Origin of the sequence: Delftia sp. WSY_7 (assembly GCF_043104845.1) — a bacterium.
Classification (GTDB): domain Bacteria; phylum Pseudomonadota; class Gammaproteobacteria; order Burkholderiales; family Burkholderiaceae_C; genus Comamonas; species Comamonas tsuruhatensis.
In genome coordinates, this window is the sequence record NZ_JBICLB010000055.1 from 398,332 (window position 1) to 424,919 (window position 26,588).

Consider the following 26,588-nt stretch of genomic DNA (forward strand, 5'->3'; position numbering starts at 1 on the left):
AGACAGTCACTATGACTCGCAACAGTACCCCACGCCCTCAGTTCCGCAACCTCGGCCTTTTCAGCGACTTGCCCGCGTACGTCATGCGTTTTCCGGCGAGCGCCATCGTGTCGCTGTTGCACCGTGTCAGTGGCCTGGTGCTATTTCTGCTCCTGCCGGTCATCATCTGGGTGCTCGATGTGTCGCTGTCTTCGGAGGAGTCATTTGCGAGTCTGCAAAATGTGTTCAGGAACGGAGTTGGTTGGGTGCCTGGCTGGCTTCTGAAGTGCCTGCTGTTGGCCGTTTTGTGGTCGTTCCTGCACCATCTGATTGCAGGACTGCGATACCTGTGGCTTGATGTCAGCCACTCTGCTACCGAAAAGAAGACTGCAATGCGTAGCGCAAAGGTCGTGCTCACGGTTAGTTTGACTTTGACATTTCTGCTGGGCTTGAAGCTGTTCGGGGTCTATTGAGTCCATCTGCCCCGACGTTGCTCCTACGCAATCCTTTGTAGTGCGTGGTTGACGCTCTGGCGTGGCATAAGAGCTTGGTCTAATGGCAGGATGTCCATAACTCTTTGCCTAAAGCAAGCGCCGAGGTTCTACATCTGTCCGATGCTCGTTCACACGTGAAGCGGGCAGCTGGCTAGACGCTCAAGAAGCGCATCGACGCCGTGTGGCGGGTCCTCACGCCTACGGAGATGCGCGCGGGCACTGGGACGGCTCTGGCGCGTGTGGTGGCGGTGTTTGGCGCGGCACACCCGCATACCTACCTATTTGCCAACAAGCGCGGCACGCGCTTAGATGTGTTGGTGCACGAGGGCATGGGCATCTGGCTGGCTGGCCGAGCGCCGGCTGCACTAGGGCCGCTTCCATTGGCGTTCGCTAGGCGGCACAGCGCAGCAATCTCTTCAACGCAAGCAACTCGATACGCTCGTGCTGGGCTTGCCGTGGCAGCGCCTCGGTGAGGCCGGGGTCATCACCCTCATCTGACGCGTGACGTGGCGGTGGCCATCAATCGGGAGATGTGCCAATAGCTTTGACCGGGCCTACGCACCGGCACCGATGCGCCATGCCGCGATGTGAGGTGGCCAAGCGAAGAGACACCTGTACCCGGGGGACGGACCATTGCGTACGACCGCATCTATTGATGGATGAGCAAAATTCAATGAATGGTGAAAGTGTACTTATAAATCATTAGGGGGATTGCAAATATCATAGATATTAATTCATCAATATGACAGCTAACGGTTGATGCTCAACCTCGGGCTGACACTTTCGCATCCTGTGTTCCACATCTACGTTGCTGTCGGATATTTGCTTGTACTTTGGCGCGTCGTCGCGCTATTGCGCATTTCAAAGGCATCTCGAGTAACACTTGCTGTTCTCCTGCTGCCGATTTCTCAGTACCACCTTCTTAGCCGCTTGTTGTTCGGCAATATGTTCTCGCCGGAACTTCCCTTTCCGGTGGTCGCCGTGATGGGGTGGCTATTTGGGAGCTTTGCGTTGCTGGTCGCCTTTACGGTCCTCGTGGGGTTGATTGACGGTGTATCGCTACTGCTGCGGTGGCGTGCACCTCAGCAAGCACGACACTTCGTCTGCAACGTGAGCATCGCGGCAGCGCTCGTCCTTGGAGCTGTCGGGTTGGGGCAAGCTATACGGGTTCCCGACGTTCATGAGGTCGACCTTCCCATCAAGGGGCTGTCTCCCGAACTTGATGGCTTTGAACTGGTGCAGCTGAGCGACCTGCACATCAGCAAGCTGTTTCCGCGGTCCTGGGTTGAGCAGGTAGTGCGACGGGTCAACAACCTCTCCGCTGACCTCATCGTTGTCACGGGCGACCTGATAGACGGTACTCCGGCTGCCCGAGCAGCGGACGTCGCGCCGCTGAAAGCACTCCGGGCTCAACACGGTGTCTTAGCGATTCCGGGGAACCACGAGTACTACTTTGACCACCGTGCTTGGACCGCAGAGTTTGAGCGGCTAGGCATTCCTATGCTCGAGAACAGTCATAGAGTTGTTGAAGCCCAGGGGAGGGCGCAGCTTGTAATCGCAGGCGTAACTGACCCCGTAGCCGCGAGTTATGAAGGCGCGTCTCCTGACTTGGCCGCCGCACTTAAAGGCGCCCCTTCAGGTACCCCTGTCATCCTGCTGAGCCATCGGCCAGAAGGGGCGGAGCACAACGCCGTGGCCGGCGTCGCTCTTCAGTTGTCCGGACATACCCACGGCGGCATGGTCAAAGGCATCGATGTGCTCATCGGGCCAGCCAATCAGGGCTTCGTCTCGAGGCTTTACCAGGTGGGCGGCATGTCGCTGTACGTCAGCAACGGCACCGGCCTTTGGATGGGCTTTCCCCTGCGTCTCGGCGTGCCTTCAGAAATCACCAAGTTCGTCTTGCGAAGAGCGAACTGACCCATCTTCAAAGGACTTCTTATGCATCCAGCCATCATTAAGGGCGGCGTGGCCGTTGTGACGGGAGCCGCTGTCGGAATCGGATTTGCCATCGCCCAGCGCGTCGCCAGGGAGGGCATGGCGGTAGTCATGTTCGACCGCGACGAACAGGCTCTTGAGCAAGCGGGCGCAGGTATCTCACGCGCCCTTCCTGGTGCCCTGGTGAAGACCGTGGTCGGTGACGTGACCAGCCCGGAGGCTCTGGACCGCCTGAAGAACGTCGCCGCCGCGTTAGGTCCCATCACCTTCCTGGTGAACAACGCGGCAGTCATCTCGAAGGCCGGGCCATGGGAGAGAACAGAAGTCTGGAAGCAAGTCATGGACATCAACTTCTGGGCCGTGCTGAGTCTGCAAAACCTGTTCGTCCCCATCATGCTGGCTCAGTCCAGCCCGGCGGCCATCGTGAATCTGGGCTCCAAAGAAGGCATCACGACACCTCCCGGCAATGCAGCCTACAACGTGTCGAAAGCTGCGCTGCGGGTGTTGACCGAGCAAATGGCTCATGAGCTACGTGAGCGAACGCCCCTCATCAGCGCCCACCTCCTGATTCCTGGCTACACGTTCACTCCGATGAACTTCCCAGGCATGACCGCAACCACGGCCAAGCCCGATGCGCCCTGGACCGCTGACCAGGTGGCTGAGCGTCTGATGCTGGGATTGAGCCAGGATGAGTTCTACATCTTCTGTCAGGACAACGAGGTTACCCGCGAGATGGACCAGCGCCGCATGCAGTGGTCAGCCGATGACCTCATCCTCAATCGACCAGCGCTTTCTCGTTGGCATCCGAATTACCGCAAGGCATTTGCGGAGTACCTCGAGCGCCCTTGATGACAGCCACCTCCATGGGTCTCGACCTATCCCGTGTCGCTGTCACCTGCCTTAGGTGGCTCTGGCTCAGCGATGCCACGGGAGGGGGAGCCGTGGGCACTCCGCGAGCCCGTGTCCCCAACACTCCAAGAAATCACAAACTGACATGGCAATACCCGAACCCAACACCTCTCTGCCCGGAGAACGGACGCCAGTAACAGCACCACACGGTCTTGCACTGGCACTCTTGACCCTCGGACTTGGTGGCCTCTTTGTGGGAACCGGCGAGTTCGCATCCATGAGCTTGCTTCCAGACATGGCCAAGAGCACAGAGGTCTCGGTTCCGGCCGCAGGCGCTTACATTGGCTCGTACGCGCTCGGCGTTGTCATCGGTGCGCCGCTTCTAGCCGTACTAGGCGCAAGGTTGCCACGCAAAACCTTCTTGCTGTTGCTACTCGCTTTTTTCGCCATCGGGTATGGAGCTAGCGCAGCCTCTTGGAACTACAGCTCCCTCTTGGTCAGCCGCTTCCTCGCTGGACTACCGCATGGGGCCTTCTACGGTGTAGCTTCTCTTGTGGCTGCAGCTATGGTCCCTGAGAACAAGAAGGCTCAGGCCATTGGCTACGTCATGCTGGGCTTGGCCGCCGCCAACGTGGTCGGCGTGCCGGCTGCGACCTGGTTAGGGCAGGCCATGGGGTGGCGTGCTGCATTTGTTTCGGTGGCGGTGGGGAGTGTGGTCTCCGCAGTGCTGCTGGTACTCCTTGTGCCTTCGACTCCCACGGACAGCGCTGCCAGCCCGATGTCCGAGCTCAGCGGTCTGCGCTTACCCCAGGTCTGGCTTACGTTGGCAGTGGCCTCTATTGGCTTCGGCGGTATGTTCGCGGTCTACAGCTTCATCACGCCGACACTTACGGAAGTGACTGGAATTAAAGAAGCTACCGTGCCGACGTTCTTGGCCCTCTTGGGCATCGGGATGGTCGTTGGAAATTTGCTTGGCGGGTGGCTCGCGGACAAGGCTTTGGTGCCTGCCATCTTCCTCATCATGGGCTGGAACTTCATGGTGCTCGGAGCCTTCTACTTCACTGCTTCCAGCCCTGCTTGGGCCATAGTGAACCTGTTTCTTATTGGGGTTGGCTTTGCGCTCGTGCCCGCGCTGCAGACTCGGTTGATGAACGTGGCAGGTAGTGCTCAGACACTCGCTGCAGCACTCAATCACAGCGCTTTCAACATCTCAAACGCAATTGGCGCCGCGCTGGGCGGGATGGCCATCTCTCATGGATTTGGATGGCAGTCGACCGCGTGGGTGGCCGCTGCTCTGGCGTTGGCCGGCATTTGTGTGATGACCGCTTCCGTCGCCATAGAGAAGCGTTCATCCTTGTCGGGCAGGGAGCCGCGTGGGAACTGCACTCGTGTACGCGCAGCGCAGCAGCACTAAGTGGGATGTTGGACACGAACCAATTTATGACCTAGAGACTGATGCGGAGGGCGGCTTCACCACTGGAATGCTCGACGCTTTACATGGCAGCCTAAAAGTAGATACAACATTGCTTTTTAGATTGGAGATTCACGCAAGTGCAGGCACCTCAAATCTCGTTCCAAGACGGACACTCCATTCCTCAAGTCGGACTAGGCGTCTGGCAGACGCCGCAGGAGGCGACGGCACAAGCCGTGGTTGCTGCCTTCAAGGCAGGATACCGTCACATCGACACAGCTGCCGTCTATGAAAACGAGGCCGGCGTCGGAGATGGCATCAAGGAGGCCGGCATTCCTCGCTCGGACATCTTCATCACCACCAAACTCTGGAATTCGGAGCAAGGTGCAGATTCGACGCTCAAGGCCTTCGATACGAGCATGGCCAAGTTGGGCTTGGAGTACCTCGACCTTTACCTCATCCACTGGCCTTCGCCGGCACGAAAAAAGTACGTCGAGACGTGGAAAGCCTTCAAGCGCTTGCAAAACGAAGGCCGTATCCGTTCCATCGGGGTCTCCAACTTCGAGCCTGAACATCTCACACGCATCATCGACGAGACCGGTGTGGTGCCGGTGCTGAACCAAGTTGAACTTCACCCCCAGTTTCAACAACGCGAGCTTCGCGCGTTCCATGAGCGTCACGGCATCGTGACGCAAGCCTGGAGTCCATTGGGGCAGGGCAGGCTGCTGCGGAACCCGAGCATTGAAGCCATCGCGAAGAAGCATTCAAAGACAGCAGCCCAGGTCATCGTGCGCTGGCACATTGAGCTGAGTAACGTGGTCATTCCAAAGTCCGTCAACCCGACGCGCATCGCCGAAAACTTCGACGTTTTTGACTTCGCACTGGATGAAGACGACCTCACCGTCATTGCTGGCTTGGACAAGAGCGATGGGCGCATTGGTCCCAATCCTCTGGCAGCAGAGTTCTAAGGAAAGCGCCACATGAAGTACACGAAGCTGGGGACTACGGGCCTGGACATCTCGCGACTGTGTCTGGGGTGCATGACCTATGGCGAGCCAACCGCTGGCACACCCCCATGGACACTTCCCCTTGACGCCTCCCGACCCATCATCCGACATGCAGTCGAGTGCGGTATCACGTTCTTCGACACGGCCAACAGCTATTCGGCGGGCACATCCGAGGTCATCGTCGGCCAGTTGCTCAAAGAGTTTGCACGACGTGAAGACATCGTTATCGCGACCAAGGTCTACTTCCCTTACGTAGAGCCAGATGGCACAGCTCATCGCAAGGGCCTTTCACGCAAGCAAATCATTGCCGAGGTCGAAGCCAGCCTCAAGCGCCTTCGTACCGACTATGTGGACCTTCTCCAAATCCACCGCTGGGACTACGAGACCCCCATCGAAGAGACGATGCGTGCGCTTGACGATGTGGTGAGGGAAGGCAAGGCTCGGTACATCGGGGCATCTTCCATGTACGCTTGGCAGTTCGCCAAGGCCCAGGAAGTCGCTCGTACCAACGGGTGGACGGAGTTCGTCAGCATGCAGAACCACCTAAACCTGCTGTACCGTGAGGAAGAGCGGGAGATGATTCCGTTATGCGTTGACAATGGCGTGGGTCTTCTGCCTTGGAGCCCGCTTGCGCGCGGCCGCCTTGCTCGTCCCTCCGGCGCTTAGAGTGCTCGCCTCGCGGCAGACGATGTAGGACGACGCCTTTACGACAAAACCGCAGATGCAGACCGGAAGGTCATTGACGCGGTCGAGCGTGTCGCAACAGCACGTGGGGTCAAGATGGCACAGGTTGGCCTATCCTGGGTGCTGAATCATGCGCAAGTTTCGGCGCCGATAGTGGGTGCATCAAGTATTGCTCAACTAGACGATGCGGTTGGCGCACTGCAAGTACACCTCACTCCGGAGGAGACAGCGGAGGTTTCGGCGCATTACGTCAGCCATGACATCAGCGGACACGACTGACCGTCTACGCTTGCATCACCTGCCTGAACTGTTCTGTAACGTCTCGATAAGCTCCCTCAGACCCGGGGGAGCTTGTCGATGGCCGGGGTAATACAGATAGAACGGCGGTTCTATCGGTGCCCAGTCAGGAAGCACGATTTGCAGACGACCTGCCGCCAGATGGTCGGAAACGCGGCTCTCTAAGCAGTAGAAGACGCCACATCCGGCCAAGGCCATTTCCACACCGAAGGTCGTCTCGTTTACACAAAGCTGCCCGGGGACATCGATTGCCACCTTCTCATCTCCACACTCGAACTCCCAGCGGTAGATAACTCCCTGGCCGGTGCGAATCTGGATGCAATTGTGGCTCGATAGGTCTGCAGGAACCTTGCACTCCTTGGTTCGTGCCAGGTATTTGGGAGCGGCGACGGCCACCCATCGCAGTGGTTCACCAATACGCACGGCTACAAAATCCGTGGGGATAGTTCCGCCAAAGCGGATGCCTGCGTCGAACTGCGCTGCGACAATGTCCACCATCTTGTCGTCCACCGCAATCTCGACAGACACGTCCGGATAGTTCGCGAGGAAGGTCGGCAGGCGTGACGCAAGAAGGAGCCGCGCTCCGTCGCTGAGGGCATTGATGCGTAGACGCCCTACTGGCCTATCTCGGTGCTGGTCCACCTCGATGAGGGCTCCGCTTATCTCTTCAAACCCAACCTCAAGGCGTTTGGCTAAACGGGTGCCTGCGTCCGTCGCAGAGACCGTCCGACTGGTCCGATTCAGCAGCCTAACGCCCAACCTGGTCTCAAGGTTCCTCACGGAATGGCTGATTGCCGAAGCGGTGATGCCAAGCTCGACCGCGGCCTGAGTAAAGCTCCGACAACGCTCAACTGCCAGAAAGGCGTTCAGGTCAGCCAAGTCGGCTCGAGACAATCGTGTAGTTGGACGTACGGGCATGGCAAAAGGATAGCTCCATGAGCAGAACTTCAAGAGCACTATCCTTTGGGCAGCTGGACTATAGATGATGTTGCCCCCCGTATTCCCAGCTCCGTCCTATTCGAAATAAAGTCCCCGCTCAGGATAGACCGCCCCTGCCCACTTGACGAGCGTGCAGGCCAGCTCAGACGCATGCAGCACTGCACCCAAGCCCAGGCAGCTGCAGCGCTCCAGGCAAGACAGACCGCCGCGATACCCAGCACCGTCATAGCCTCAGGGCCGCGCCCGCCTGTTGCCACCGCACGCAGCACTATCGCAGTGTCGACTTGCGGCGTAAGTGGCGGATGGCGGCTGTCAGCGGGACAGCGAGCAAAGGGTAACGTCAACCACAGTGCCTCCGTCTCACTCGCAAGCTGCGACAAAACGATTTCAACTCGCCATGAGGGGTTCACCAGGCGGGCCTCAGCGGTTGCTCAAGGAGGTGCATTGCCCTTGGGCGCCCACGCGTCCCAGGCCTTGTTCATTGCTATGTAGTCGGCCATGTCCGCCAAGTAAATGGTAGCCACCAGAACTCTCCGTGTGTCGCTTCCGCCCTCGTTCAGCAGCGGTGGAAAGTCGACAGCAGGTCTGCTGTTTGCCCCACCATTCCCTCAACGCCTTCGGAAGGCACTTGGCCAGCCAGATAGATGGAGTTGCCATGGATGACCATGTCCGAAAAGCGCGCGTCGACGTGGAACCGGTTGATGCTGTTCAAGCGAGTAGGTGCCGCTTCTCGGGCACATTCGTTGGACTTCGACGAGGTGCCTGTGAGGCCCTCAGCAAGGACGTGAAGCATGGCCGCCCGACAGTCTGCTCGCGTCCTGCAGGTGTGACGAGATTGTGTGGTTCCCCCCCCCCCGTGGGCCTGTGCTGCGCCTGTGTGAGCGTTGATGGTGATTTGCTTAGCGTGCATCCGTTCAGCGGTTAGAAGGCTCGATAATTCATGATTGAGTGCAACGAAGTGCTCACAAACATACAAGGTAGAAACATGAATTTGAAAGAGCTGCTCGCGGCCAAAGCCGCGCTTGATGCAGAGATTGCAACCGCGAAGAAGGGAGAGTCAACAGCTGCGCTGCGACGTGTGCAAGAGCTCGTCAGCGAGTTTGGGTTCACGATGCAGCAAGTCTTCCCGCTCGTTCCGCTCAAAGATAAAAAGGCAGGTGAGGCAAAGTACCAGGACCCTGACACAGGGAAAACATGGACAGGCCGCGGGAAGCCTCCAACGTGGATTGTTGGCAAAAATCGCGAGGACTTCTTGATTGTCCAGCCCGAACACGAAGCGCACCAGCGCGCGCCTTTCCTGGCTGAGATGGCTGCCGCGGCGGGTCGCAACCAACGGTAAAAAAATTGATGTTGCCTTGGCCTGCCTCCGATTTGGAGTGTGCTCTTGAAGAGAGTAGGCAAGCCTGGCGGGCGCGTCGGACAAGGCGGCTTTGCTACTGTTATGAGCAATAGATGGCGTGCATCATAAAAATGGACACAAGGCGATGCGTCTAGTTTTCGTGAAAATGCCTAGATTACTGTCTAAAAATCTCCCTCTGCCACCCCAGATTGTCTAGGCCTTTTTCCTATTCCACGCATGGCTGTCCAGAAGGAAATTAGCAGATAAGCTTCGGCTGCATCTATTGCTATGCCCGGCCCACGCACAGCTACCTGGGCTGGTCGCCGGGGCTGGACTTCGAGACCCGGCTCATCGCCAAGCAGAACCTGCCCGAGCTGCTGCGCGCCGAGCTGTCGCGCGCCAGCCATGTGGCCGCGCCCGTGATGCTGGGCTCGGTCACCGACTGCTACCAGCCCGTGGAGCGCGAGCTGGGGCTGACGCGCCGCCTGATCGAAGTGCTGGCCGAGGCGCGTCACCCGTTTTCCATCGTCACCAAGGGCAGCGGGGTGGAGCGTGACCTGGACCTGCTGGCCCCGCTGGCGCGCCAGGGCCTGGCCTCGGTGCACATCACGCTGACCACGCTGGATGCCGACCTGGCCCGCCACCTGGAGCCGCGCGCCGCCGCGCCGTACCGCCGGCTGCGCAGCATCCGCGCGCTGACCGAGGCGGGCGTGCCCGTGGGCGTGAGCCTGGCACCGCAGATTCCCTTCATCAACGAAGACCTGGAGAAGGTGCTGGAGGCGGCCGCCGACGCAGGCGCGCGCCACGCCTTCTATGCCGTGCTGCGCCTGCCCTGGGAAGTGGCGCCGCTGTTCGAACAATGGCTGCAGGTGCACTACCCCGACCGCGCCCGCCGCGTGATGGAGCGCGTGCGCGACCTGCACGGCATCCAGGGCGAGCAGCGCGAGGCCGGCCGCGTGTACAACGCCGAGTTCGGCCAGCGCATGAAGGGCACGGGCCACTGGGCCGAGCTGCTGCGCCAGCGCTTCGCCCTGGCCTGCCGTCGGTATGGATTCAACCGCGAGCCGCTGCGGCTCGATTGCAGCCTCTACCACCCGTCGCTGCTGCTGCCGCAGCGCAGTCTGTTCTGAGAGCGGACCGGCAGGCTCAAACCGCCTCCAGAAACGACCTCACCAGCAGGCTGTCGCTGCGCTCGCGCATGCAATAGACATAGGTGGTGGTGCTGGCCGGGTCGCCCGCGATGCGCAGCGGGCGAAAGCGCGGGTCGGGGATGAATTCGGCTTCGGACACGGCGCCCAGTCCCAGGCCGCGCGCCACGGCTTCGCGTATGGCTTCGCGGCTGCCGATCTCCAGTTCGGTGCGCGGCTGCACGCCGGCGGCCTGCAGCACCGATTCCAGCGCGGTGCGCGTGGTCGAGCCGTGCTCGCGCAGCAGCAGAGGCTGGCCCTGCAGTTCGGACAGCGCGATTTCGCTGCGCCGCGCGAAGGGATGGGCGACATGGGCGAACAGGATGATGGCGTGGCGCGCGTACTCGCGCGCCAGCAGCTCCGGGCGGTCGTAGAGGCCGGCGAGCACGGCCACGTCGGTGTCGTAGCGTTCCAGGTCGGCCAGCACCTGCTGCGAGTTGCCCATGCGGATGGACAGCTGCATGCCCGGGTGCCGTGCGCGGTAGGCGGCCACCATCTCGATCACATGGAAGGGCCCCACGGCGCCGATCTTGAGCTCGCCCTGGTGCAGCTGCCCCGAGTCGCGCAGGAAGAATTCGGCCTCGGCCTCCAGCGCCATGATTTTCTGCGCCATGGGCAGCAGTCTGGCGCCTGCGCCCGTGAGCGTCATGCGGTAGCCGCGGCGGTGGAACAGCTCGATCTGGCTTTGGCGCTCCAGCGTGGCGATCTGGGTGGAGATGGTGGGCTGGCTCACGCCCAGTGCGCGGGCGGCGGCGCTGAGGCTGCCGTGGTGGGCGACGGCGATGAAGGCGCGGTAGCGGGCGTTGCTCACGAAAGTCGGTATCTCAAGGTTTTGTCTATGGATGCTGTCAAAACCGATTCTGAAACTTTCACATGGCAGAAATATGTCGCTCCTAGCATTCAGCCATACCCACCCGCCTGGCGATTTGACCGGCGATTCACGGATCCACCGATCCGCCGATGTGCCTGACCTGATGCAAAGGAACGCTCCCATGAAGATGAACCGCAAGACCTGGCTGCGCCATGCCGGCGCCGTGCTGGCCCTGGCCTCCACCGCTACCACTGCCGCCTTTGCCCAGAGCGCCGAGCTGCGCGTGGGCCTGATCCCCTCGGAGGACGCGCAGGCCATGATCCGCGCCAGCCAGCAGGTCATGGACCAGCTGGCCACCCGCACCGGCATGAAGGTGCGGCCCTTCGTGGCCAATGACTACAACGGCGTGATCGAGGCGCTGCGCTCCAACAAGATCGACATCGCCTTCCTCGGCCCGTTCTCGTACGTGCTGGCCAACCAGGTGGCAGGCGCCGAGGCCTTTGCCGTGGCCGTGACCAAGAAGACGGGCAAGAGCGCTTACCACAGCATGGTGATCTCCCGCAAGGACAAGGGCCCGGCCAGCGTGGCCGATCTCAAGGGCCGCAGCTTTGCCTTTGTGGACCCGACCTCGGCGTCGGGCCACCTGTTTCCCAAGGCGGGGTTGATGGCCGAGGGCTTCGATGCGGACAAGGGCTTTTCGCGCGTGATCTTCTCGGGCTCGCACGACGCCAGCATCATGGCCGTGGCCAACGGCAAGGTGGATGCGGCGGCCGTGGCCGACCGCATCTTCGACTCCGCCGTGAACAAGGGCCTGGTCAAGCGCGAGGACTTCCAGATCGTCTGGCGCTCCCAGCCCATCCCCGAGTCGCCCATGACCTGGCGCAAGAACCTGGACGCAGGCACCAAGCAGAAGGTGGCTGCGGCCCTGGCCGAGGTCAAGGACCTGCCCTGGGGTGACCAGGGCGTGCTCGACGGCTTCGCGGCCACGGATGACAAGGCCTACGACGTGGTGCGCCAGACGGCCAAGGCCCTGAAGCTGGACCTCGGGAGCATGAAATGATCCGCATCCGCCAATTGCGCAAGAGCTATGGCAGCAACCATGTGCTGCATGGCATCGACCTGGATGTGCAGCCCGGCGAGTTCGTCGTCATGCTGGGCCTGTCGGGGGCCGGCAAGTCCACGCTGCTGCGCTGCATGAACGGCCTGGCCCGCGCCGACAGCGGCACGCTGGAGGTGGGCGGCATGGACCTGATGCTGGGCGGCGGCAGGCACAGCCGGCGCGAGCTGGCTCGCCACGTGGCCATGGTCTTCCAGCACCACAACCTGGTGCCGCGCCTGTCGGTGCGCAAGAACGTGCTGACCGGGCGCCTGGGCCAGACCGGCACCCTGGCCTCGGTGCTGCAGCTGTTCCGCGAAAGCGATATCCGCCTGGCCGACCAGTGCCTGGAGCGCGTGGGCCTGGCCCACAAGGCGCTGGAGCGCACCGAGGCGCTGTCGGGCGGGCAGATGCAGCGCGTGGGCATTGCCCGCGCGCTGGCCCAGCAGCCCCAGGTCATCCTGGCCGACGAGCCCGTGGCCAGCCTGGACCCCAAGACCGCGCGCAGCGTGCTGCAGTACCTGCGTGATGCCACGCGCGAGCTGGGCATTGCCGTGGTCTGCAACCTGCACCAGGTGGACTACGCGCGGGAGTTCGGCGACCGCGTGCTGGGCCTGGCCCAGGGCCGCATGGTCTATGACGGATCGCCGCAGGCGCTGGACGAGGCCGCGCTGCAGGCCATCTACCATGCGCAGCCCACTGCAGGGCAAGGATCAGGGCAGGGCGCAGAACCGGACACACCACCGGGCACGGCGGTCATAGGGCCTGCCGGCCTGCATGCGCAGGCACCGGTGCCTGCCTCGTGGATGCGGGCCAGCGCGCCCGCAGGAGGACTGTGATGACCAGCGCCAATTCCTGGAGCCCCGAGCCGCGCGACCGCTGGCAATGGACCGCGCCGCGCCCCCACGGCACCCTGGGCTGGACAGGCTATGCGGCTGCGGCCCTGGCCATCGCCTGGGTGCTGCACTGGAGCGCGGGCGGCGCGCAGATGAGCTGGGGCGAACTGGCGGCAGGCATGCCCCAGATCGCGGATTTCGTGGCGCGCTCCGTGCCGCCGGACTGGAGCATGCTGCCGCGCCTGATGGCGCCCGCGCTGGAGACGGTGCAGATCGCCATCTGGGGCACGCTGCTGTCCGTGGTGCTGGCGCTGCCGCTGTCCTTCATCGCGGCCAGCAACCTGCATGGCTGGCACTGGCTGCGGCGCATCACGCGTCAGTTCCTGAACGTGGTGCGCAGCATCAACGAGCTGATCCTGGCGCTGGTCTTTGTCTCGGCCGTGGGCCTGGGGCCGTTTCCCGGCGTGCTGGCCCTGGCCCTGCATGGCATGGGCATGCTGGGCAAGTTCTTCGCCGAGAGCATCGAAGAGATCGACGACGGCCCGCTGCAGGCCCTGCGCAGCGCAGGCGCCACGCAATTGCAGCTCATCGTCTTCGGCGTGATACCGCAGGCCATCACGGCCTGGATCGCGGTCGTGCTCTACCGCTTCGAGGTCAACCTGCGCTCGGCCACGGTGCTGGGCATGGTGGGCGCGGGCGGGCTGGGGTTCGAGCTGGTCGGCAGCCTCAAGCTGTTCCGCTACCAGGAGACGGCCACCTGCATCGTGGTCATCACCGTGATGGTGATCGCCGCCGATCTCGTCTCCCACTGGCTGCGCCGCCGCATCCAGCAGGGCACCCGCCATTGAGGGCTGCGCTTTTCCCGGCGCCCCCGTTTCATTCAAAGGACCGATTTGTGTGGACCTATCACAACCCCGTTGCCATCCATGCCGGCCCCGGCCGCCTGGACCGCCTGCCCGAGCTGCTGGCCGGGCGCGACTGCCTGCTGGTGACGTTTCCCGAGGCCGAATCCCTGGGCCTGGTGCAGCAGCTGCGCCAACGGCTGGGCAGCCAGCTGCGCGGCGTGGTGGACGGCATTGCGCCCAATCCCGATGTGCAGTGGCTGGCCCCGCTGTATGACCGCGTGCACCGCGAATACGCCGAGGTCCCGTGCATCGTGGCCCTGGGCGGCGGCAGCGCCATCGACTCGGCCAAGGCGCTGATGTGCGCCACGCCCACGCGGCGTTTCGGCGAACTGCTGCAGGCCCTGGAGCAGGGGCTGGCCCTGCCGGCCGCAGGCCACAAGGCGCTGATCGCCATTCCCACCACGGCCGGCACGGGCAGCGAGGTCACGCCCTGGGCCACGATCTGGGACCAGGCCGCTGGCCGCAAGCACTCGCTGCACCAGCACTGGACCTGGCCCGAGGCCGCCATCATCGACGCGCAGCTCATGCAAAGCCTGCCGGCCGGCGCCACGCTGGCCTCGGGGCTGGATGCGCTGTCGCATGCGCTGGAGTCCATCTGGAACCGGCACCGCAATCCCGTCTCCACCACCTTGGCCGTGGGCGCCGCGCGCCGCACCCTGGCCACGCTGCCCGCGCTGATGCAGGACCTGGGCAGCCTGCCGCTGCGAAGCCGCATGGCCGAGGCCGCCCTGATGGCCGGCCTGGCCTTCTCCAACACCCGCACGGCGCTGGCGCATTCGCTGTCCTACGACATCACGCTGCGCCATGGCGTGGCCCACGGCATTGCCTGCTCGTTCAGCCTGCCGCTGGTGCTGGAGATGGCCCTGGGCGCTGACGATGAGGCCGATGCGGCCCTGCTGTCCATCTTCGATGCCGCCACGGGCGAGCTGGCCGTGCAGCGCCTGCGCAACTTCCTCGAAGGCCTGGGCGTGGCCACCGATCCCGCCCACTACGGCGTGCCTGGGGATGAGTGGCAGCAGCTGCTGCAGTCGGCCGCATCCGGCCCGCGCGGGCGTAATTTCATCCGCACGCTGGAATGAACAGGCGCGTGCGGCCCTCTTCTGTTTGAACCTCTTTCCTAGTCAAAAAGCACCATGAACCACACCACCGCCTCCACCGCCGCCGCCGCCGATCTGTCGCCGCTGCAGGCCGTCATCTTCGACTGGGCCGGCACCCTGGTCGATTTCGGCTCGCTGGCACCCACGCAGATCTTTGTCGAGGCTTTTGCCAGCTTCGGTATTACCATCACCCTGGCCCAGGCGCGCGGCCCCATGGGCCTGTCCAAGTGGCAGCACATCCACGAGTTGCTGCAGGACGAAGGCATCCGCGCGCAATGGCACAAGGCCTTCGGCCAGCAGCCTGGCGACGCCGACGTGGACGCCATCTACGCCCGCTTCATGCCCATGCAGATCGCCAAGGTCGGTGAGTTCTCGGCGCCGATCGAAGGCGCCCCCGAGCTGCTGGGCTGGCTGCGCGCGCAGGGCCTGAAGGTGGGCTCGTGCTCGGGCTATCCGCGTGAAGTCTTGAATCAATTGCTGCCGCAGGCCGCCGCCAATGGCTTGGCTCCCGACCATGTGGTGGCCGGCGATGAAATGGCCGCAGGCGGCCGCCCCGGCCCCTTCATGGCGCTGGCCAATGTGCTGGCGCTGGGCATCGGCGACGTGCGTGCCTGCGTGAAGGTGGACGACACCGTGCCCGGCATCGAGGAAGGCCGCAACGCCGGCATGTGGACCGTGGGTCTGACCCTGTCCGGCAACGAAGTCGGCTACTCCCCCGCCGAACTGGCCGCCGCCCCCGCCGAAGAAGTGCGCGAGCGCGTGGCCCGCGCCGAAGCCAAGCTGCGCGCAGCCGGCGCCCACCACGTGATCGCCAGCGTCAAGGACCTGCCCCAGGTGCTGGAGCGTATTGCGCAGGACATGCGCGCTGGCCATAGGCCAGGTTGAGGCAAGCTGCCCTGCACCTGTTGGGCTCATCACCCTTTGAAACTGGCGCGGCCAAAAAAACAGGGACGCCGAGCAAGAGCCGCCTCGCGGCGATGGCGTCGTCCCCCTCCCGCGAAGCGAGAGAGGGGGAAGGCGCGAAGCGCCTCAGGGGGTACTCAACTGCTCTGCATGATGGCGCAGATGGTCATCAATGAAGCTCTGGATGAAGTAGTAGCCGTGGTCGTAGCCGCCGTGGCGGCGCAGCGTCAGCGGCTGGCCGGCCTGGGCGCAGGCGGCCTCGAAGGCTTCGGGCAGCAGCTGCTTTTCGATCAGGAACTTGTCGGCCAGGCCCTGGTCCACGAGGATGCCGGCCGGGTAGGGCGCCTGAGTCTGGGCGGCCATCAGGCAGCTGGCGTCATGCGCTTCCCAGGCCTTGCGGTCATCGCCCAGATAGCCTGAGAAGGCCTTCTGGCCCCAGGGGCAGTTGACGGGGTTGGCGATGGGCGCGAAGGCCGACAGGCTCTTGAAGCGGCCCGGATGGCGCAGCGCCAGCGTGAGCGCGCCGTGGCCGCCCATGGAGTGGCCGAAGATGCCCAGCCGCTGCGCGTCGATGGGCAGGCGTGCGGCGATCAGCGGCAGCAGCTCGCCCAGCAGATAGCTTTCCATGCGCCAGTGCAGTGCCCAGGGCCTGGTGGTGGCGTCCAGGTAGAAGCCCGCGCCCACGCCGAAGTCCCAGGCATCGGCCTCGCCGGGCAGGCCTGCGCCGCGCGGGCTGGTGTCGGGCGCGATCAGGGCGATGCCCAGCTCGGCGGCCAGGCGCTGGGCGCCGGCCTTGGTCATGAAGGTCTCTTCGGTGCAGGTCAGCCCGGCCAGGTAGAGCACGGCGGGCACCTTCTCGCCGGCCACGGCCTTGGGCGGCAGGAAGACCGAGAACTTCATGTTCAGGCCGATCTCGGCGGAGAAATGCTCGTAGAAACGCTGTGCGCCGCCGAAGCAGGCATGGGCGTTCTTGAGTTCCAGGGGCGGCAGTGCGGACATGGTGTTCCTCAAAAAGAAAAATGCTACGGGCACCTTGGCAAGCGGTGCATGCAGCATTCAAAGATGGGAGTTGATACGCTATACACGGTCAACGGCCCATGAAACTGGCGCTGCCCAGGCGAGAGGCGCCGAGCAAGAGCCGCCTCGCGGCGGGGGCGCCCAGCCGAGGGCGTCGTCCCCCTCCCTCGCGTAGCGAGTAGAGAGGCGCCGTGCAACGGGGGAGGGCGCGCAGCGCCTCAGGGGGAGCTTCAGTACACGACGACGGAGCGGATGGACTTGCCTTCGTGCATCAGGTCAAAAGCCTCGTTGATCTCCGGCAGGCCCATGGTGTGCGTGACGAAGGGGGCCAGCTGGATCTCGCCGCTCATGGCCTGCTCGACCATGCCGGGCAGCTCGCTGCGGCCCTTGACGCCGCCGAAGGCCGTGCCCAGCCACTTGCGGCCCGTCACCAGCTGGAAGGGGCGTGTGGAGATTTCCTGGCCCGCGCCGGCCACGCCGATGATGACCGACTGGCCCCAGCCGCGGTGCGCGCATTCCAGGGCGGCACGCATCACGTTGACGTTGCCGATGCATTCGAAGCTGTGGTCCACGCCCCAGCCCGTCATCTCGACGATGACCTGCTGGATGGGCTTGTCGAAATCCTTGGGATTCACGCAGTCGGTGGCGCCGAAGGTGCGGGCCAGGTCGAACTTGGAGGGGTTGGTGTCCACGGCGATGATGCGGCCGGCCTTGGCCAGCTTGGCGCCCTGGATCACGGCCAGGCCGATGCCGCCCAGGCCGAACACGGCCACGGTGTCGCCTTCCTGGACCTTGGCGGTGTTCTTGACGGCACCCAGGCCCGTGGTCACGCCGCAGCCCAGCAGGCAGACCTGCTCGGGGTTGGCATCGGGGTGGATCTTGGCCAGCGAGACTTCGGCGACCACGGTGTACTCGCTGAAGGTGGAGCAGCCCATGTAGTGGTAGATGGGCTCGCCGTTGTACGAAAAGCGCGTGGTGCCGTCTGGCATCACGCCCTTGCCCTGGGTGGCGCGCACGGAAACGCACAGGTTGGTCTTGCCGCTCTTGCAGAACAGGCATTCGCCGCATTCGGCCGTGTACAGCGGGATCACGTGGTCGCCGGGCTTGACGCTGGTCACGCCTTCGCCGACCTCGACGACGATGCCCGCGCCTTCATGGCCGAGCACGGCGGGGAAGATGCCTTCCGGGTCGTCGCCCGACAGCGTGAACGCGTCGGTGTGGCAGACGCCGGTGTGGGTGATCTTGATCAGGACCTCGCCCTTCTTCGGGGGGGCCACGTCGATCTCGACGATCTGCAGGGGTTCTCCAGCCTTGAAGGCGACGGCGGCTTTGGATTTCATGGGCGTGTCTTTCTGTCGGGGTGGCTCAGGAGCGGCAGTGCGCGCGCTCCGCGAAGCCTTGAATGTAGGCCATGGCCGCGCGGACCGGCCGCATCATGGCCGCAGCCTCAGGTGATATGTCCGAATCTGAGGGGTGTGGCCGGCGTCGGCCGGGCCTGCAGGCCGTGGGTGCTTGCGTCTTTTCGTATAGTCCGCCCCATTCTTTCCACCCTGACCGCCTCCGAGCCCGCCGTTTCCCATGGACCACCGCCACGCCAGCGCCCACCGCATCGATCTTGTCGTCTACCCCGGCTTCAAGGCGCTGGAGGCCATAGGACCCATGTCGGTGTTCGACTATGCCAACGTGCACCTGCGCGCGCGCGGCCAGAGCGACGGCTACGAGGTGCGCGTGGTCTCGCAGCGGCAAGGGCCCGTGCGCTCGGACACGCTGATGTCGCTGGAGGCCACCCACACGCTGGCCGGGCTGGAGGCTGCAGGCATGGGCTGCACCGTGGTCGTCGTGGGCTCGCGCCATATCGAGCAGGTGCTGGGCGGCTCGGCCGAGCTGGTCGCCTGGCTGGGCCGCGTGGCGCCACGCGTGCAGCGGCTGATTGCGCTGTGCTCGGGCAGCTTCTTCCTGGCCGAGGCGGGCTTGCTGGACGGCCGGCGCGCGGCCACGCACTGGAGCGTGACGGCGCAACTGGCCCAGCGCCATCCGCGCGTGCAGGTCGATGCCGATGCCATCTACCTGCGCGAGGAGATCCGCGATGGCGAAGGCAGCCGCCAGCTGTGGACCTCGGCCGGCGTGACGGCCGGCATCGACCTGGCCCTGGCCGTGGTCGAAGAGGATTTCGGCCACGCGCTGGCGCTGGAGGTGGCGCGCGACCTGGTCATGTACCTCAAGCGTCCCGGTGGCCAGTCGCAGTTCAGCGTGCCGCTGGCGGCCCAGGCCGCGCAGCACGGCGGCGTGCAGGCCGTGCAGCAGTGGGTGATGGCCCATCTGGCCGAGCCCCTGACCCTTGCGCAGATGGCCGAGCAGGCGCACATGAGCGAGCGGCACCTGCGCCGCGTGTTCCAGCAGGAAACCGGGCAAAGCCCCACGGCCTTTGTGGAGAGCGCGCGGCTGGAGGCGGCCAAGCAACTGCTGGAAAGCCAGGCCCATCTGCCGCTCAAGACCGTGGCCGCGCGCGTGGGCCTGGGCTCGGAGCAGGCGCTGCGCCACCTGTTCGTGCGCCACCTGGGCATCACGCCCGTGGCGTACCGGGATCGCTTTGGCGGGCGCGGCGGCGCGGGCTGAGCGGATCGGCCTGGAGAGCTCAGCCTCTTTTGGCTGCTGCCTCGGTAGCCTGCGCTGCGCGCAGCTTGTCCTTCTTGCTGGGGCGGCGGCCCTTGATGCCGCCGTTGCCGTCCTGGGCCACCGGGGGCGGCGGCACGGGCTCGGTGGGCTCGAAGCCCGGCAACTGCTCCAGTTCAAGGTCCAGCTGGTTGCGCTTGCAGATCAGCGCCCAGTGCGCCTGGTCGGCCGGCGTGACAAAGCTGATGGCCGTGCCATCCTCGCCCGCCCGGCCCGTGCGGCCGATGCGGTGCACATAGTCGGTGGCCGAGCGCGGCAGGTCGTAGTTGACGACCAGGGGCAGCTGGGTGATGTCGATGCCGCGCGCCGCCAGGTCGGTGGTGATCATCACCTGCCAGCGCCTGGCCTTGAAGTCGGCCAGCGCTTCCTTGCGTGCGCCCTGGCTCAGGTCGCCATGGAATGCCGTGGCGAAGATGCCGGCCTTGTAGAGCTTTTCCGCCACCAGTTCGGCCGTGTGGCGCGTGGCCACGAAGACCAAGGCGCGCTCCAGCGTGGCGGGGTCGGTGCCGGGCGCCGTCTCCCCCTGTACCAGTGTGCGCAGCAGCTGGGTGCGGCGCGCACGGTCCACGGCAATGGCGCGCTGGGCAATGCTCTGGGGGCTGGCGGCATCCTGGCCTTCGGCGGCATCGACGCGGGCCTGAACGGGATCGTGCAGCAGGCCTGTGGCCAGCGATTGCACGGCATCGGGATAGGTGGCCGAGAACAGCAGGGTCTGGCGCTGCTTCGGCAGCAGGGCCAGCACGCGCTGCAGCTCTTCCTGGAAGCCCAGGTCCAGCAGGCGGTCGGCCTCGTCCAGCACCAGATGGCGCACGGCGGACAGGCGCACGGCGTTGTGCTCCACCAGGTCCAGCAGGCGGCCGGGCGTGGCCACCAGGAAGTCGGCACTGCCGCGCAGCATCATCATCTGCGGATTGATGGACACGCCGCCATAGACCACGCCGATGCGCGGCGGCTGCCTGAGCGCGCGGCCCAGGTCGGACAGCGTCTCGCCCACCTGCTGGGCCAGCTCGCGCGTGGGCACCACGATCAGCGTGGTCAGGGTGCGCACAAAGCCGCCCTGGGCACCCTGGGCCTTGCCGCCATCCATCCAGCGCTGCAGCAGCGGCAGCAGGTAGGCGGCCGTCTTGCCCGAGCCCGTGGGCGCACAGGCCCAGAGGTCGCGGCCCGCAAGCACGGGGGCGATGGACTGGGTCTGTATGGGCGTGGGATCGACCAGGCCCAGGTCTTGGAGGCTGGAGACCAGCGCCGGGCTCAGGCCGAGGGAGGCAAAGTTCATGGTGTGCAGGAATGGCTGGGGCCGGAACCCCGGCGCAAGAAAGGCCCGGCCACGAGGGCCGGGGGGGCATTGTCGGCGAAACCGTGCCGCTGCGTGAAGCAGGGGGCTTGGCCCGGGCGCTCAGGCCAGGTGGCGCTGCCGACCAGCAGGCTGTTCACCAGGCCGCCAGCCGTTGCAGCCGGGCCGGTGGCGCATGCCTGTCCAGGGATCGGGCATCGCCGAAATGAGTGCCCAGAAGATCGAATGGAGGCGGCTCATGGAGGAAGTCGTCCCTGCCTCTTCAGCTCCTTGAGCCGTCGTTCGGTTGCGCGGTCCAGGGCGTCCTGCAGCAGGTCCATCTTGCGTTTGTTGCAGGGTTGGCAGTCGTAGAAGCTTCCGGGTACTCCAATAGGGTCCAGCTTTTTGTTGGCCTCGAAAAGATTAATACGTCCTGTGGGTTCGATTCCCATGACGATGATTTTTCCGCTCTTGAACTTGACGGACGCTCCTCCTGAACACCCTGTTCTTTCCATATATTCACCGAAGTAGTGCTTCTCTGAAATTTTGCGCATGTGCTGCAGCGCATATCGCACATCCTCTTCGGTCAATATCACATCGTTGCAATCAAGCCAGTTCTTGTCTTCCCAAGAAGAGCCGCCTGAGGGCTCGATGATGTCGATTTTCTGTACTTGCCTGACTGGGTATCTGGCATCGGCCGCATGGAGCATCGATGCCATGGCCATTGCCGAAATCACAGTCACAGTGCGAAAGAAAATGAAGCTCATGGTGCCATTTCCCAGTTTGCGCCTTCTGCCTCGGACAGGTTCTTCCGGCTTACTTCAGGGTGCTTGAAGACTTCACTGGGCGATAGTTGCATGGAATCTTGCAGTGCTTCAACCAGCCATGTCAGAGCACGGTTTTGTGCCTCAGTCGGTGTGGGGTAGACGCCAAATTCTCCCCGAATCCCTTCCGGACTCAGTTCCTTTCGTCGCTGAGGGGGCTTGAACCCTTTCGGCAGCACAGCCCTGCCAACCATCTCGATGCCTATGGCTTCCATGTTGCTCGGATAGCGATCGCCAGGGGCTTTCATCATCTCGATGCGGTGCATTCCCTTTACGTCTGCTCCTTCATAGTCCCTGGCCTTGCATTTCCCCACAAGCAGGCATCTTGCCTTCAGCGGCCCCACATGGTTGGTGCGCTGGTAGATGGCCGCAGTCTGGTAGATGGTTCCGTCCTTGTCGATGAGAAAGTGTGCCGCATTGGCCTTCGGGTTTTTGTAGCTGTTCAGCGAAGACTGGGCCGTGTTGGCATCGGTCTGGTGCACGACGATGCCGGTGATGGCGGCGGTCCGCTTTCCTCTCTCGATGGCGGGGCTGCGCGCGTTCCTGACGCGCGCATGGATGAGCATTCCGTCCTTGGTGATTTCGACAAGCATGTGAGTCCCGGGGTTGCGTTGAACGGCAGCGGGCATTGCGCTGCGCCTCCATCCCGTTTCAGGGAGGGTCAACGGTCACCTTAGGGTAGATGTGATCAATCGAGGTTCATGCCACGATAGCCAGAATGGTGTTCCTAGGAGTGGCGTGGCCTTCTGGAACGGTGGACTCGCCCATGAAAAAAGCCCCATGCAAAGGCATGGGGCTTTTGGGTGCCGGGCCGCTGAGGTCCGGACCTGCGATCAGCGCTGGCCGATCGGCTTGACGTCGCGGGACACGGAGCCCGTGAACAGCTGGCGGGGACGGCCGATCTTGTACTCGGGGTCGGCCATCTGCTCGTTGAGCTGGGCGATCCAGCCCACGGTGCGGGCCAGGGCGAAGATGCCGGTGAACAGGTTCACGGGCACGCCGATGGCGCGCTGCACGATGCCGGAGTAGAAGTCCACGTTCGGGTAGAGCTTGCGCTGCACGAAGTAGTCGTCTTCCAGGGCGATCTTCTCGACTTCCTTGGCCAGGGCGAACAGGGGGTCCTTTTCCAGGCCCAGTTCGGCCAGCACTTCATTGCAGGTTTCCTGCATGAGCTTGGCGCGGGGGTCGTAGTTCTTGTAGACACGGTGGCCGAAGCCCATCAGCTTGACGCCGCTGTTCTTGTCCTTGACCTGTTCCATGAACTCGCCGACCTTGGCAACGCCGCCGTTGGCCTGCAGGTATTCCAGCATGTTCAGGCAGGCTTCGTTGGCGCCGCCGTGGGCAGGGCCCCACAGGCAGGCCACGCCGGCCGAGATGGCGGCGAAGGGGTTGGTGCCCGACGAGCCGCACAGACGCACGGTGGAGGTGGAGGCGTTTTGCTCGTGGTCTGCGTGCAGGATGAAGATGCGGTCCAGCGCGCGCTCGACCACGGGGTTCACCTTGAACTCCTCGCAGGGGTTGCCGAACATCATGCGCATGAAGTTGCCGGCGTAGCTCAGGTCGTTCTTGGGGTACATGTACGGCGCACCGATGCCGTACTTGTAGGCCATGGAGACCAGCGTGGGCATCTTGGCGATCAGGCGGATCGCGGCGATGTCGCGGTGCTCGGCGTTGTTGATGTCCATGTTGTCGTGGTAGAAGGCCGACATGCCGCCGACCAGACCCGTCAGGACGGCCATGGGGTGGGCGTCACGGCGGAAACCACGCAGGAAGAACTGCATCTGCTCGTTGACCATGGTGTGCTTGGTCACGCGCTCGACGAAGTCGGCCTTCTGCGACTCGTTGGGCAGCTCGCCGTACAGCAGCAGGTAGCAGGTCTCGAGGTAGTCGCAGTTCTTGGCCAGCTGCTCGATGGGGTAGCCGCGGTACAGCAGCTCGCCCTTGTCGCCATCGATGTAGGTGATGGCGGACTGGCACGAGGCGGTAGAGAGGAAGCCCGGGTCATAGGTGAACATGCCGGTCTGCGCGTACAGCTTGCGGATGTCCACCACGTCGGGACCGACGTTGCCCTGGTAGACGGGCAGCTCGACGCTGGGGGCGCCGTTGCTGAAAGACAGCGTTGCTTTGTTGTCTGCGAGTTTCATTTCCAAACTTCCTTCTCTAGATTGCCTAGCCTACTAGCGGGAGAGAACCGGGCTTGCGCTTGCGCACCAGTTCCAGAACTTCCCTGATTTCTTGGGTATCGAGTTCACCTTCAGGCTCCTTGCGGCGCAAGAAGAGGTCCATCAGGTCGTTGTCTGCCAGGTCCATCAAGGCAGACAGACCGCTCGCGTGTCTCCGCGTGAGCTGGTCTCCGTAGGTGGCGAAGAACTGCGCGATGAACAGGTCGTTCTCGACCAGGCCGCGCCGGCAGCGCCAGCGCAGCAGGTCTCGCTCGCGTTCGTCGAGCAGAGTATTCGTCATGGTCATCAGATGGCCCGGCGGACCATCAGTTCCTTGATCTTGCCAATGGCCTGCGTGGGGTTCAGGTGCTTGGGGCACACGTCCACGCAGTTCATGATGGTGTGGCAACGGAAGAGGCGGTACGGATCTTCCAGATTGTCAAGGCGGTCACCCGTGGCCTCGTCGCGGCTGTCCGCGATGAAGCGGTAGGCCTGCAGCAGGCCGGCCGGGCCCACGAACTTGTCGGGGTTCCACCAGAAGCTGGGGCAGCTGGTGGAGCAGCTGGCGCACAGAATGCACTCGTACAGGCCGTTGAGCTCTTCGCGCTCTTCAGGCGACTGCAGGCGTTCCTTGGTGGGAGACGCGAAGCTGTCGTTCTGCAGGTACGGCTTGATCGAGTGGTACTGCTTGAAGAACTGCGTCATGTCCACGATCAGGTCGCGGATCACGGGCAGGCCGGGCAGGGGCTTGAGAACGATGTCGCCCTGCAGGGTCTTCATGTTCGTCAGGCAGGCCAGGCCGTTCTTGCCATTGATGTTCATCGCGTCCGAGCCGCACACGCCTTCGCGGCAGGAGCGGCGGAACGAGATGGAGGGGTCCATCTCCTTGAGCTTGACCAGGGCGTCCAGCAGCATGCGCTCGTGGCCGTCCAGCTCGACCTCGACGGTCTGCATGTAGGGCTTGGCATCCTTGTCCGGGTCGTAGCGGTAGATCTTGAAAGTGCGCTTCATTTGTCTGTTCTCTCGTGGGCTGCTGGATTAGAACGTGCGGACCTTGGGCGGCACGCTGTCCACCGTGAGGGGCTTCAGGTTCACGGGCTTGTAGTCCAGGCTGTTGGTGGCGCTGTACCACAGGGTGTGCTTGAGCCATTCCTTGTCATTGCGGCCCAGCGGGAACTCGGCGTGGTCGGCAGGATGCTCGTAGTCGTACACGGTGTGGGCGCCGCGGCATTCGTGGCGGGCAGCGGCCGAGATCATGGTGGCCTGGGCCACTTCGATCAGGTTGTCCACTTCCAGCGCTTCCATGCGGGCGGTGTTCCAGACCTTGGACTTGTCCTTGAGAGTCACGGAGCCCACGCGTTCGCGGATGGCGTTGATCTTGACTTCGCCTTCGTCCATGCTCTTTTGCGTGCGGAACACGCCGGCATGCTGCTGCATGGTGGCGCGGATGTCGCCAGCCAGGTCCTGGGCGTAGGTGCCTTCCTTGGAGTCGTCGAGCTGGTTCAGGCGCGTGAGCGTGCGCTCGGAGCCATCGGCCGGCACGGGCTTGTGGTCGCCGAAGCCGTTGACGAACTGCACGATGTGCTTGCCGGCCGACTTGCCGAAGACCAGCAGGTCCAGCAGCGAGTTCGTGCCCAGGCGGTTGGCGCCGTGCACCGACACGCACGAGCATTCGCCCACGGCATACAGGCCATTGACCACGTTGTTCTGCTGACCGTCCCACACCACGACCTGGCCGTTGATGTTGGTGGGAATGCCGCCCATCTGGTAGTGGATGGTGGGCACCACGGGAATCGGTTCCTTGGTGATGTCCACGTTGGCGAAGTTGTGGCCGATCTCTTCCACCGAAGGCAGGCGCTTGCGGATGGTGTCGGCGCCCAGGTGGTCCAGCTTCATCAGGATGTAGTCCTTGTTGGGACCACAGCCACGGCCTTCCTTGATTTCCTGGTCCATGGAGCGGGACACGAAGTCACGCGGTGCCAGATCCTTCAGCGTGGGAGCGTAGCGCTCCATGAAGCGTTCGCCTTCGCTGTTGAGCAGGATGGCGCCTTCGCCACGGCAGCCTTCGGTCAGCAGCACGCCCGCGCCGGCCACGCCGGTGGGGTGGAACTGCCAGAACTCCATGTCCTGCAGCGGGATGCCTGCGCGTGCAGCCATGCCCAGGCCGTCGCCGGTGTTGATGAAGGCATTGGTCGATGCCTGGAAGATGCGGCCAGCGCCACCCGTGGCCAGCAGCACGGCCTTGGCGTGCAGCTCGTACAGGTCGCCGGTTTCCAGTTCGATGGCGGTCACGCCGACCACGTCGCCCTGGGTGTTGCGGATCAGGTCCAGCGCCATCCACTCCACGAAGAAGTTGGTCTTGGACTTGACGTTCTGCTGGTACAGCGTGTGCAGCATGGCGTGGCCGGTACGGTCGGCCGCGGCGCAGGCGCGCTGCACGGGCTTTTCACCGTAGTTGGCCGTGTGGCCGCCGAAGGGGCGCTGGTAGATGGTGCCGTCGGGGTTGCGGTCGAACGGCATGCCGAAGTGTTCCAGCTCGATCACGACGTTGGGCGCTTCGCGACACATGAACTCGATCGCATCCTGGTCGCCGAGCCAGTCGGAGCCTTTGATGGTGTCGTAGAAGTGGTAGTGCCAGTTGTCCTCGCTCATGTTGCCCAGCGAAGCGGACACGCCGCCTTGCGCGGCCACGGTGTGCGAGCGCGTGGGGAAGACCTTGGACAGCGAGGCCACGGACAGGCCGGCGCGCGACAGTTCCAGCGCGGCACGCAGGCCGGAGCCGCCAGCGCCGACGATGACGACGTCAAACTTGCGCTTGGTGATGTTTGCTTTGGAGTAGCTCATTCTTAACCTTCAATCGTGGAGACCGA

Annotated in this window: 26 protein-coding genes and 2 pseudogenes; 15 read left to right on the forward strand and 13 right to left on the reverse strand. The window is 63.7% G+C overall.

The features are described from left to right. The first annotated feature begins 11 nt into the window (after window positions 1-11). The 7 genes and pseudogenes from sdhC (at window position 12) to ACF8ME_RS28580 (ending at window position 6,638) form a co-directional block, all read left to right on the forward strand. A complete protein-coding gene (gene sdhC / locus ACF8ME_RS28550) occupies window positions 12-452 on the forward strand; it encodes a succinate dehydrogenase, cytochrome b556 subunit (RefSeq protein ID WP_392419244.1) in 441 nt (146 codons plus the stop codon). 200 nt (window positions 453-652) lie between these two features. Then, the gene (tnpB, locus tag ACF8ME_RS28555; RefSeq protein WP_392419245.1) at window positions 653-946 is read left to right on the forward strand and encodes an IS66 family insertion sequence element accessory protein TnpB; all 294 of its coding nucleotides are present in this window, start codon (window positions 653-655) and stop codon (window positions 944-946) included. A 286-nt stretch (window positions 947-1,232) separates the two neighbouring features. Then, complete coding sequence (locus ACF8ME_RS28560) at window positions 1,233-2,390, forward strand: metallophosphoesterase (RefSeq protein ID WP_392419270.1); 1,158 nt, start codon at window positions 1,233-1,235, stop codon at window positions 2,388-2,390. Window positions 2,391-2,411: 21 nt separating this feature from the next. After that, window positions 2,412-3,257, forward strand: a complete 846-nt coding sequence (locus ACF8ME_RS28565) for an SDR family NAD(P)-dependent oxidoreductase (RefSeq protein ID WP_392419246.1) — start codon at window positions 2,412-2,414, stop codon at window positions 3,255-3,257. Between the two features lie 145 nt (window positions 3,258-3,402). Further along, complete coding sequence (locus ACF8ME_RS28570; RefSeq protein ID WP_392419247.1) at window positions 3,403-4,671, forward strand: MFS transporter; 1,269 nt, start codon at window positions 3,403-3,405, stop codon at window positions 4,669-4,671. A gap of 137 nt (window positions 4,672-4,808) precedes the next feature. Continuing rightward, entirely contained in the window at window positions 4,809-5,636 is an 828-nt protein-coding gene (locus ACF8ME_RS28575; protein WP_392419248.1) for an aldo/keto reductase, read from the forward strand. 12 nt (window positions 5,637-5,648) lie between these two features. Beyond that, window positions 5,649-6,638 (forward strand): annotated as a pseudogene (locus ACF8ME_RS28580) (aldo/keto reductase). Window positions 6,639-6,653: 15 nt separating this feature from the next. On the opposite strand, the gene ACF8ME_RS28585 reads toward ACF8ME_RS28580, so the two are convergent. From ACF8ME_RS28585 to ACF8ME_RS28595, 3 genes are all read right to left on the reverse strand, one after another. After that, window positions 6,654-7,535: a LysR family transcriptional regulator gene (locus tag ACF8ME_RS28585; RefSeq protein WP_392419249.1), complete on the reverse strand. Its 882-nt coding sequence runs from the start codon at window positions 7,533-7,535 to the stop codon at window positions 6,654-6,656. 491 nt (window positions 7,536-8,026) lie between these two features. Further along, complete coding sequence (locus ACF8ME_RS28590; protein ID WP_392419250.1) at window positions 8,027-8,119, reverse strand: hypothetical protein; 93 nt, start codon at window positions 8,117-8,119, stop codon at window positions 8,027-8,029. 32 nt (window positions 8,120-8,151) lie between these two features. Further along, window positions 8,152-8,307, reverse strand: a complete 156-nt coding sequence (locus tag ACF8ME_RS28595) for a hypothetical protein (protein WP_392419251.1) — start codon at window positions 8,305-8,307, stop codon at window positions 8,152-8,154. A 273-nt stretch (window positions 8,308-8,580) separates the two neighbouring features. On the opposite strand from ACF8ME_RS28595, the gene ACF8ME_RS28600 reads away from it, so the two are divergent. Continuing rightward, the gene (locus ACF8ME_RS28600; RefSeq protein ID WP_392419252.1) at window positions 8,581-8,934 is read left to right on the forward strand and encodes an H-NS family nucleoid-associated regulatory protein; all 354 of its coding nucleotides are present in this window, start codon (window positions 8,581-8,583) and stop codon (window positions 8,932-8,934) included. A 272-nt stretch (window positions 8,935-9,206) separates the two neighbouring features. Beyond that, a pseudogene (locus ACF8ME_RS28605) lies at window positions 9,207-10,064 on the forward strand (radical SAM protein); the annotation flags it as partial. A gap of 16 nt (window positions 10,065-10,080) precedes the next feature. Here the strand turns inward: ACF8ME_RS28605 and ACF8ME_RS28610 are convergent. Next, complete coding sequence (locus ACF8ME_RS28610; RefSeq protein WP_016450187.1) at window positions 10,081-10,932, reverse strand: LysR substrate-binding domain-containing protein; 852 nt, start codon at window positions 10,930-10,932, stop codon at window positions 10,081-10,083. A gap of 181 nt (window positions 10,933-11,113) precedes the next feature. Here ACF8ME_RS28610 and phnD point away from each other — a divergent pair, with 181 nt between their 5' ends. From phnD to phnX, 5 genes are read left to right on the forward strand one after another with little or no spacing between them, the layout of a single operon-like run. After that, window positions 11,114-11,992 carry a phosphonate ABC transporter substrate-binding protein gene (phnD, locus tag ACF8ME_RS28615; protein ID WP_043792232.1) on the forward strand — a complete coding sequence of 293 codons (879 nt, stop codon included), beginning with the start codon at window positions 11,114-11,116 and terminating at the stop codon, window positions 11,990-11,992. Beyond that, window positions 11,989-12,867: a phosphonate ABC transporter ATP-binding protein gene (phnC, locus tag ACF8ME_RS28620; protein WP_392419253.1), complete on the forward strand. Its 879-nt coding sequence runs from the start codon at window positions 11,989-11,991 to the stop codon at window positions 12,865-12,867. The genes phnD and phnC overlap by 4 nt, the downstream gene beginning before the upstream one ends. Continuing rightward, window positions 12,867-13,712 carry a phosphonate ABC transporter, permease protein PhnE gene (gene phnE, locus ACF8ME_RS28625; protein ID WP_016450190.1) on the forward strand — a complete coding sequence of 282 codons (846 nt, stop codon included), beginning with the start codon at window positions 12,867-12,869 and terminating at the stop codon, window positions 13,710-13,712. The genes phnC and phnE overlap by 1 nt, the downstream gene beginning before the upstream one ends. Before the next feature lie 47 nt (window positions 13,713-13,759). After that, window positions 13,760-14,848 (forward strand): iron-containing alcohol dehydrogenase PsrA, encoded by a 1,089-nt coding sequence (gene psrA / locus ACF8ME_RS28630; RefSeq protein WP_046240397.1) that lies wholly within the window; start codon window positions 13,760-13,762, stop codon window positions 14,846-14,848. A gap of 54 nt (window positions 14,849-14,902) precedes the next feature. After that, complete coding sequence (gene phnX / locus ACF8ME_RS28635) at window positions 14,903-15,751, forward strand: phosphonoacetaldehyde hydrolase (protein WP_392419254.1); 849 nt, start codon at window positions 14,903-14,905, stop codon at window positions 15,749-15,751. 144 nt (window positions 15,752-15,895) lie between these two features. Here phnX and fghA read toward each other — a convergent pair whose 3' ends face one another. Further along, a complete protein-coding gene (gene fghA, locus ACF8ME_RS28640; RefSeq protein WP_046240405.1) occupies window positions 15,896-16,768 on the reverse strand; it encodes an S-formylglutathione hydrolase in 873 nt (290 codons plus the stop codon). 248 nt (window positions 16,769-17,016) lie between these two features. Next, window positions 17,017-18,126 (reverse strand): S-(hydroxymethyl)glutathione dehydrogenase/class III alcohol dehydrogenase, encoded by a 1,110-nt coding sequence (locus ACF8ME_RS28645; protein ID WP_012204334.1) that lies wholly within the window; start codon window positions 18,124-18,126, stop codon window positions 17,017-17,019. 238 nt (window positions 18,127-18,364) lie between these two features. On the opposite strand from ACF8ME_RS28645, the gene ACF8ME_RS28650 reads away from it, so the two are divergent. Beyond that, a complete protein-coding gene (locus tag ACF8ME_RS28650) occupies window positions 18,365-19,402 on the forward strand; it encodes a GlxA family transcriptional regulator (protein ID WP_016450194.1) in 1,038 nt (345 codons plus the stop codon). A 19-nt stretch (window positions 19,403-19,421) separates the two neighbouring features. Here ACF8ME_RS28650 and ACF8ME_RS28655 read toward each other — a convergent pair whose 3' ends face one another. The 7 genes from ACF8ME_RS28655 to sdhA all read right to left on the reverse strand — a co-directional run bounded on the left by ACF8ME_RS28655 (window position 19,422) and on the right by sdhA (window position 26,562). Then, entirely contained in the window at window positions 19,422-20,735 is a 1,314-nt protein-coding gene (locus tag ACF8ME_RS28655; RefSeq protein WP_392419255.1) for a DEAD/DEAH box helicase, read from the reverse strand. A gap of 254 nt (window positions 20,736-20,989) precedes the next feature. Then, window positions 20,990-21,499: a hypothetical protein gene (locus ACF8ME_RS28660; RefSeq protein ID WP_016450196.1), complete on the reverse strand. Its 510-nt coding sequence runs from the start codon at window positions 21,497-21,499 to the stop codon at window positions 20,990-20,992. Continuing rightward, window positions 21,496-22,149, reverse strand: coding sequence for an N-acetylmuramoyl-L-alanine amidase (locus ACF8ME_RS28665; RefSeq protein ID WP_392419256.1), 654 nt, complete (start codon window positions 22,147-22,149; stop codon window positions 21,496-21,498). The genes ACF8ME_RS28660 and ACF8ME_RS28665 overlap by 4 nt, the downstream gene beginning before the upstream one ends. 240 nt (window positions 22,150-22,389) lie before the next feature. Further along, window positions 22,390-23,700, reverse strand: coding sequence for a citrate synthase (locus ACF8ME_RS28670; protein WP_016450198.1), 1,311 nt, complete (start codon window positions 23,698-23,700; stop codon window positions 22,390-22,392). A 25-nt stretch (window positions 23,701-23,725) separates the two neighbouring features. Further along, complete coding sequence (locus tag ACF8ME_RS28675; RefSeq protein WP_012204343.1) at window positions 23,726-24,025, reverse strand: succinate dehydrogenase assembly factor 2; 300 nt, start codon at window positions 24,023-24,025, stop codon at window positions 23,726-23,728. Further along, complete coding sequence (locus tag ACF8ME_RS28680; RefSeq protein ID WP_012204344.1) at window positions 24,025-24,729, reverse strand: succinate dehydrogenase iron-sulfur subunit; 705 nt, start codon at window positions 24,727-24,729, stop codon at window positions 24,025-24,027. Before ACF8ME_RS28680 ends, ACF8ME_RS28675 begins: the two co-directional genes overlap by 1 nt. A gap of 27 nt (window positions 24,730-24,756) precedes the next feature. Next, window positions 24,757-26,562, reverse strand: a complete 1,806-nt coding sequence (sdhA, locus tag ACF8ME_RS28685) for a succinate dehydrogenase flavoprotein subunit (RefSeq protein WP_016450199.1) — start codon at window positions 26,560-26,562, stop codon at window positions 24,757-24,759. Between the last annotated feature and the right edge of the window lie 26 nt (window positions 26,563-26,588).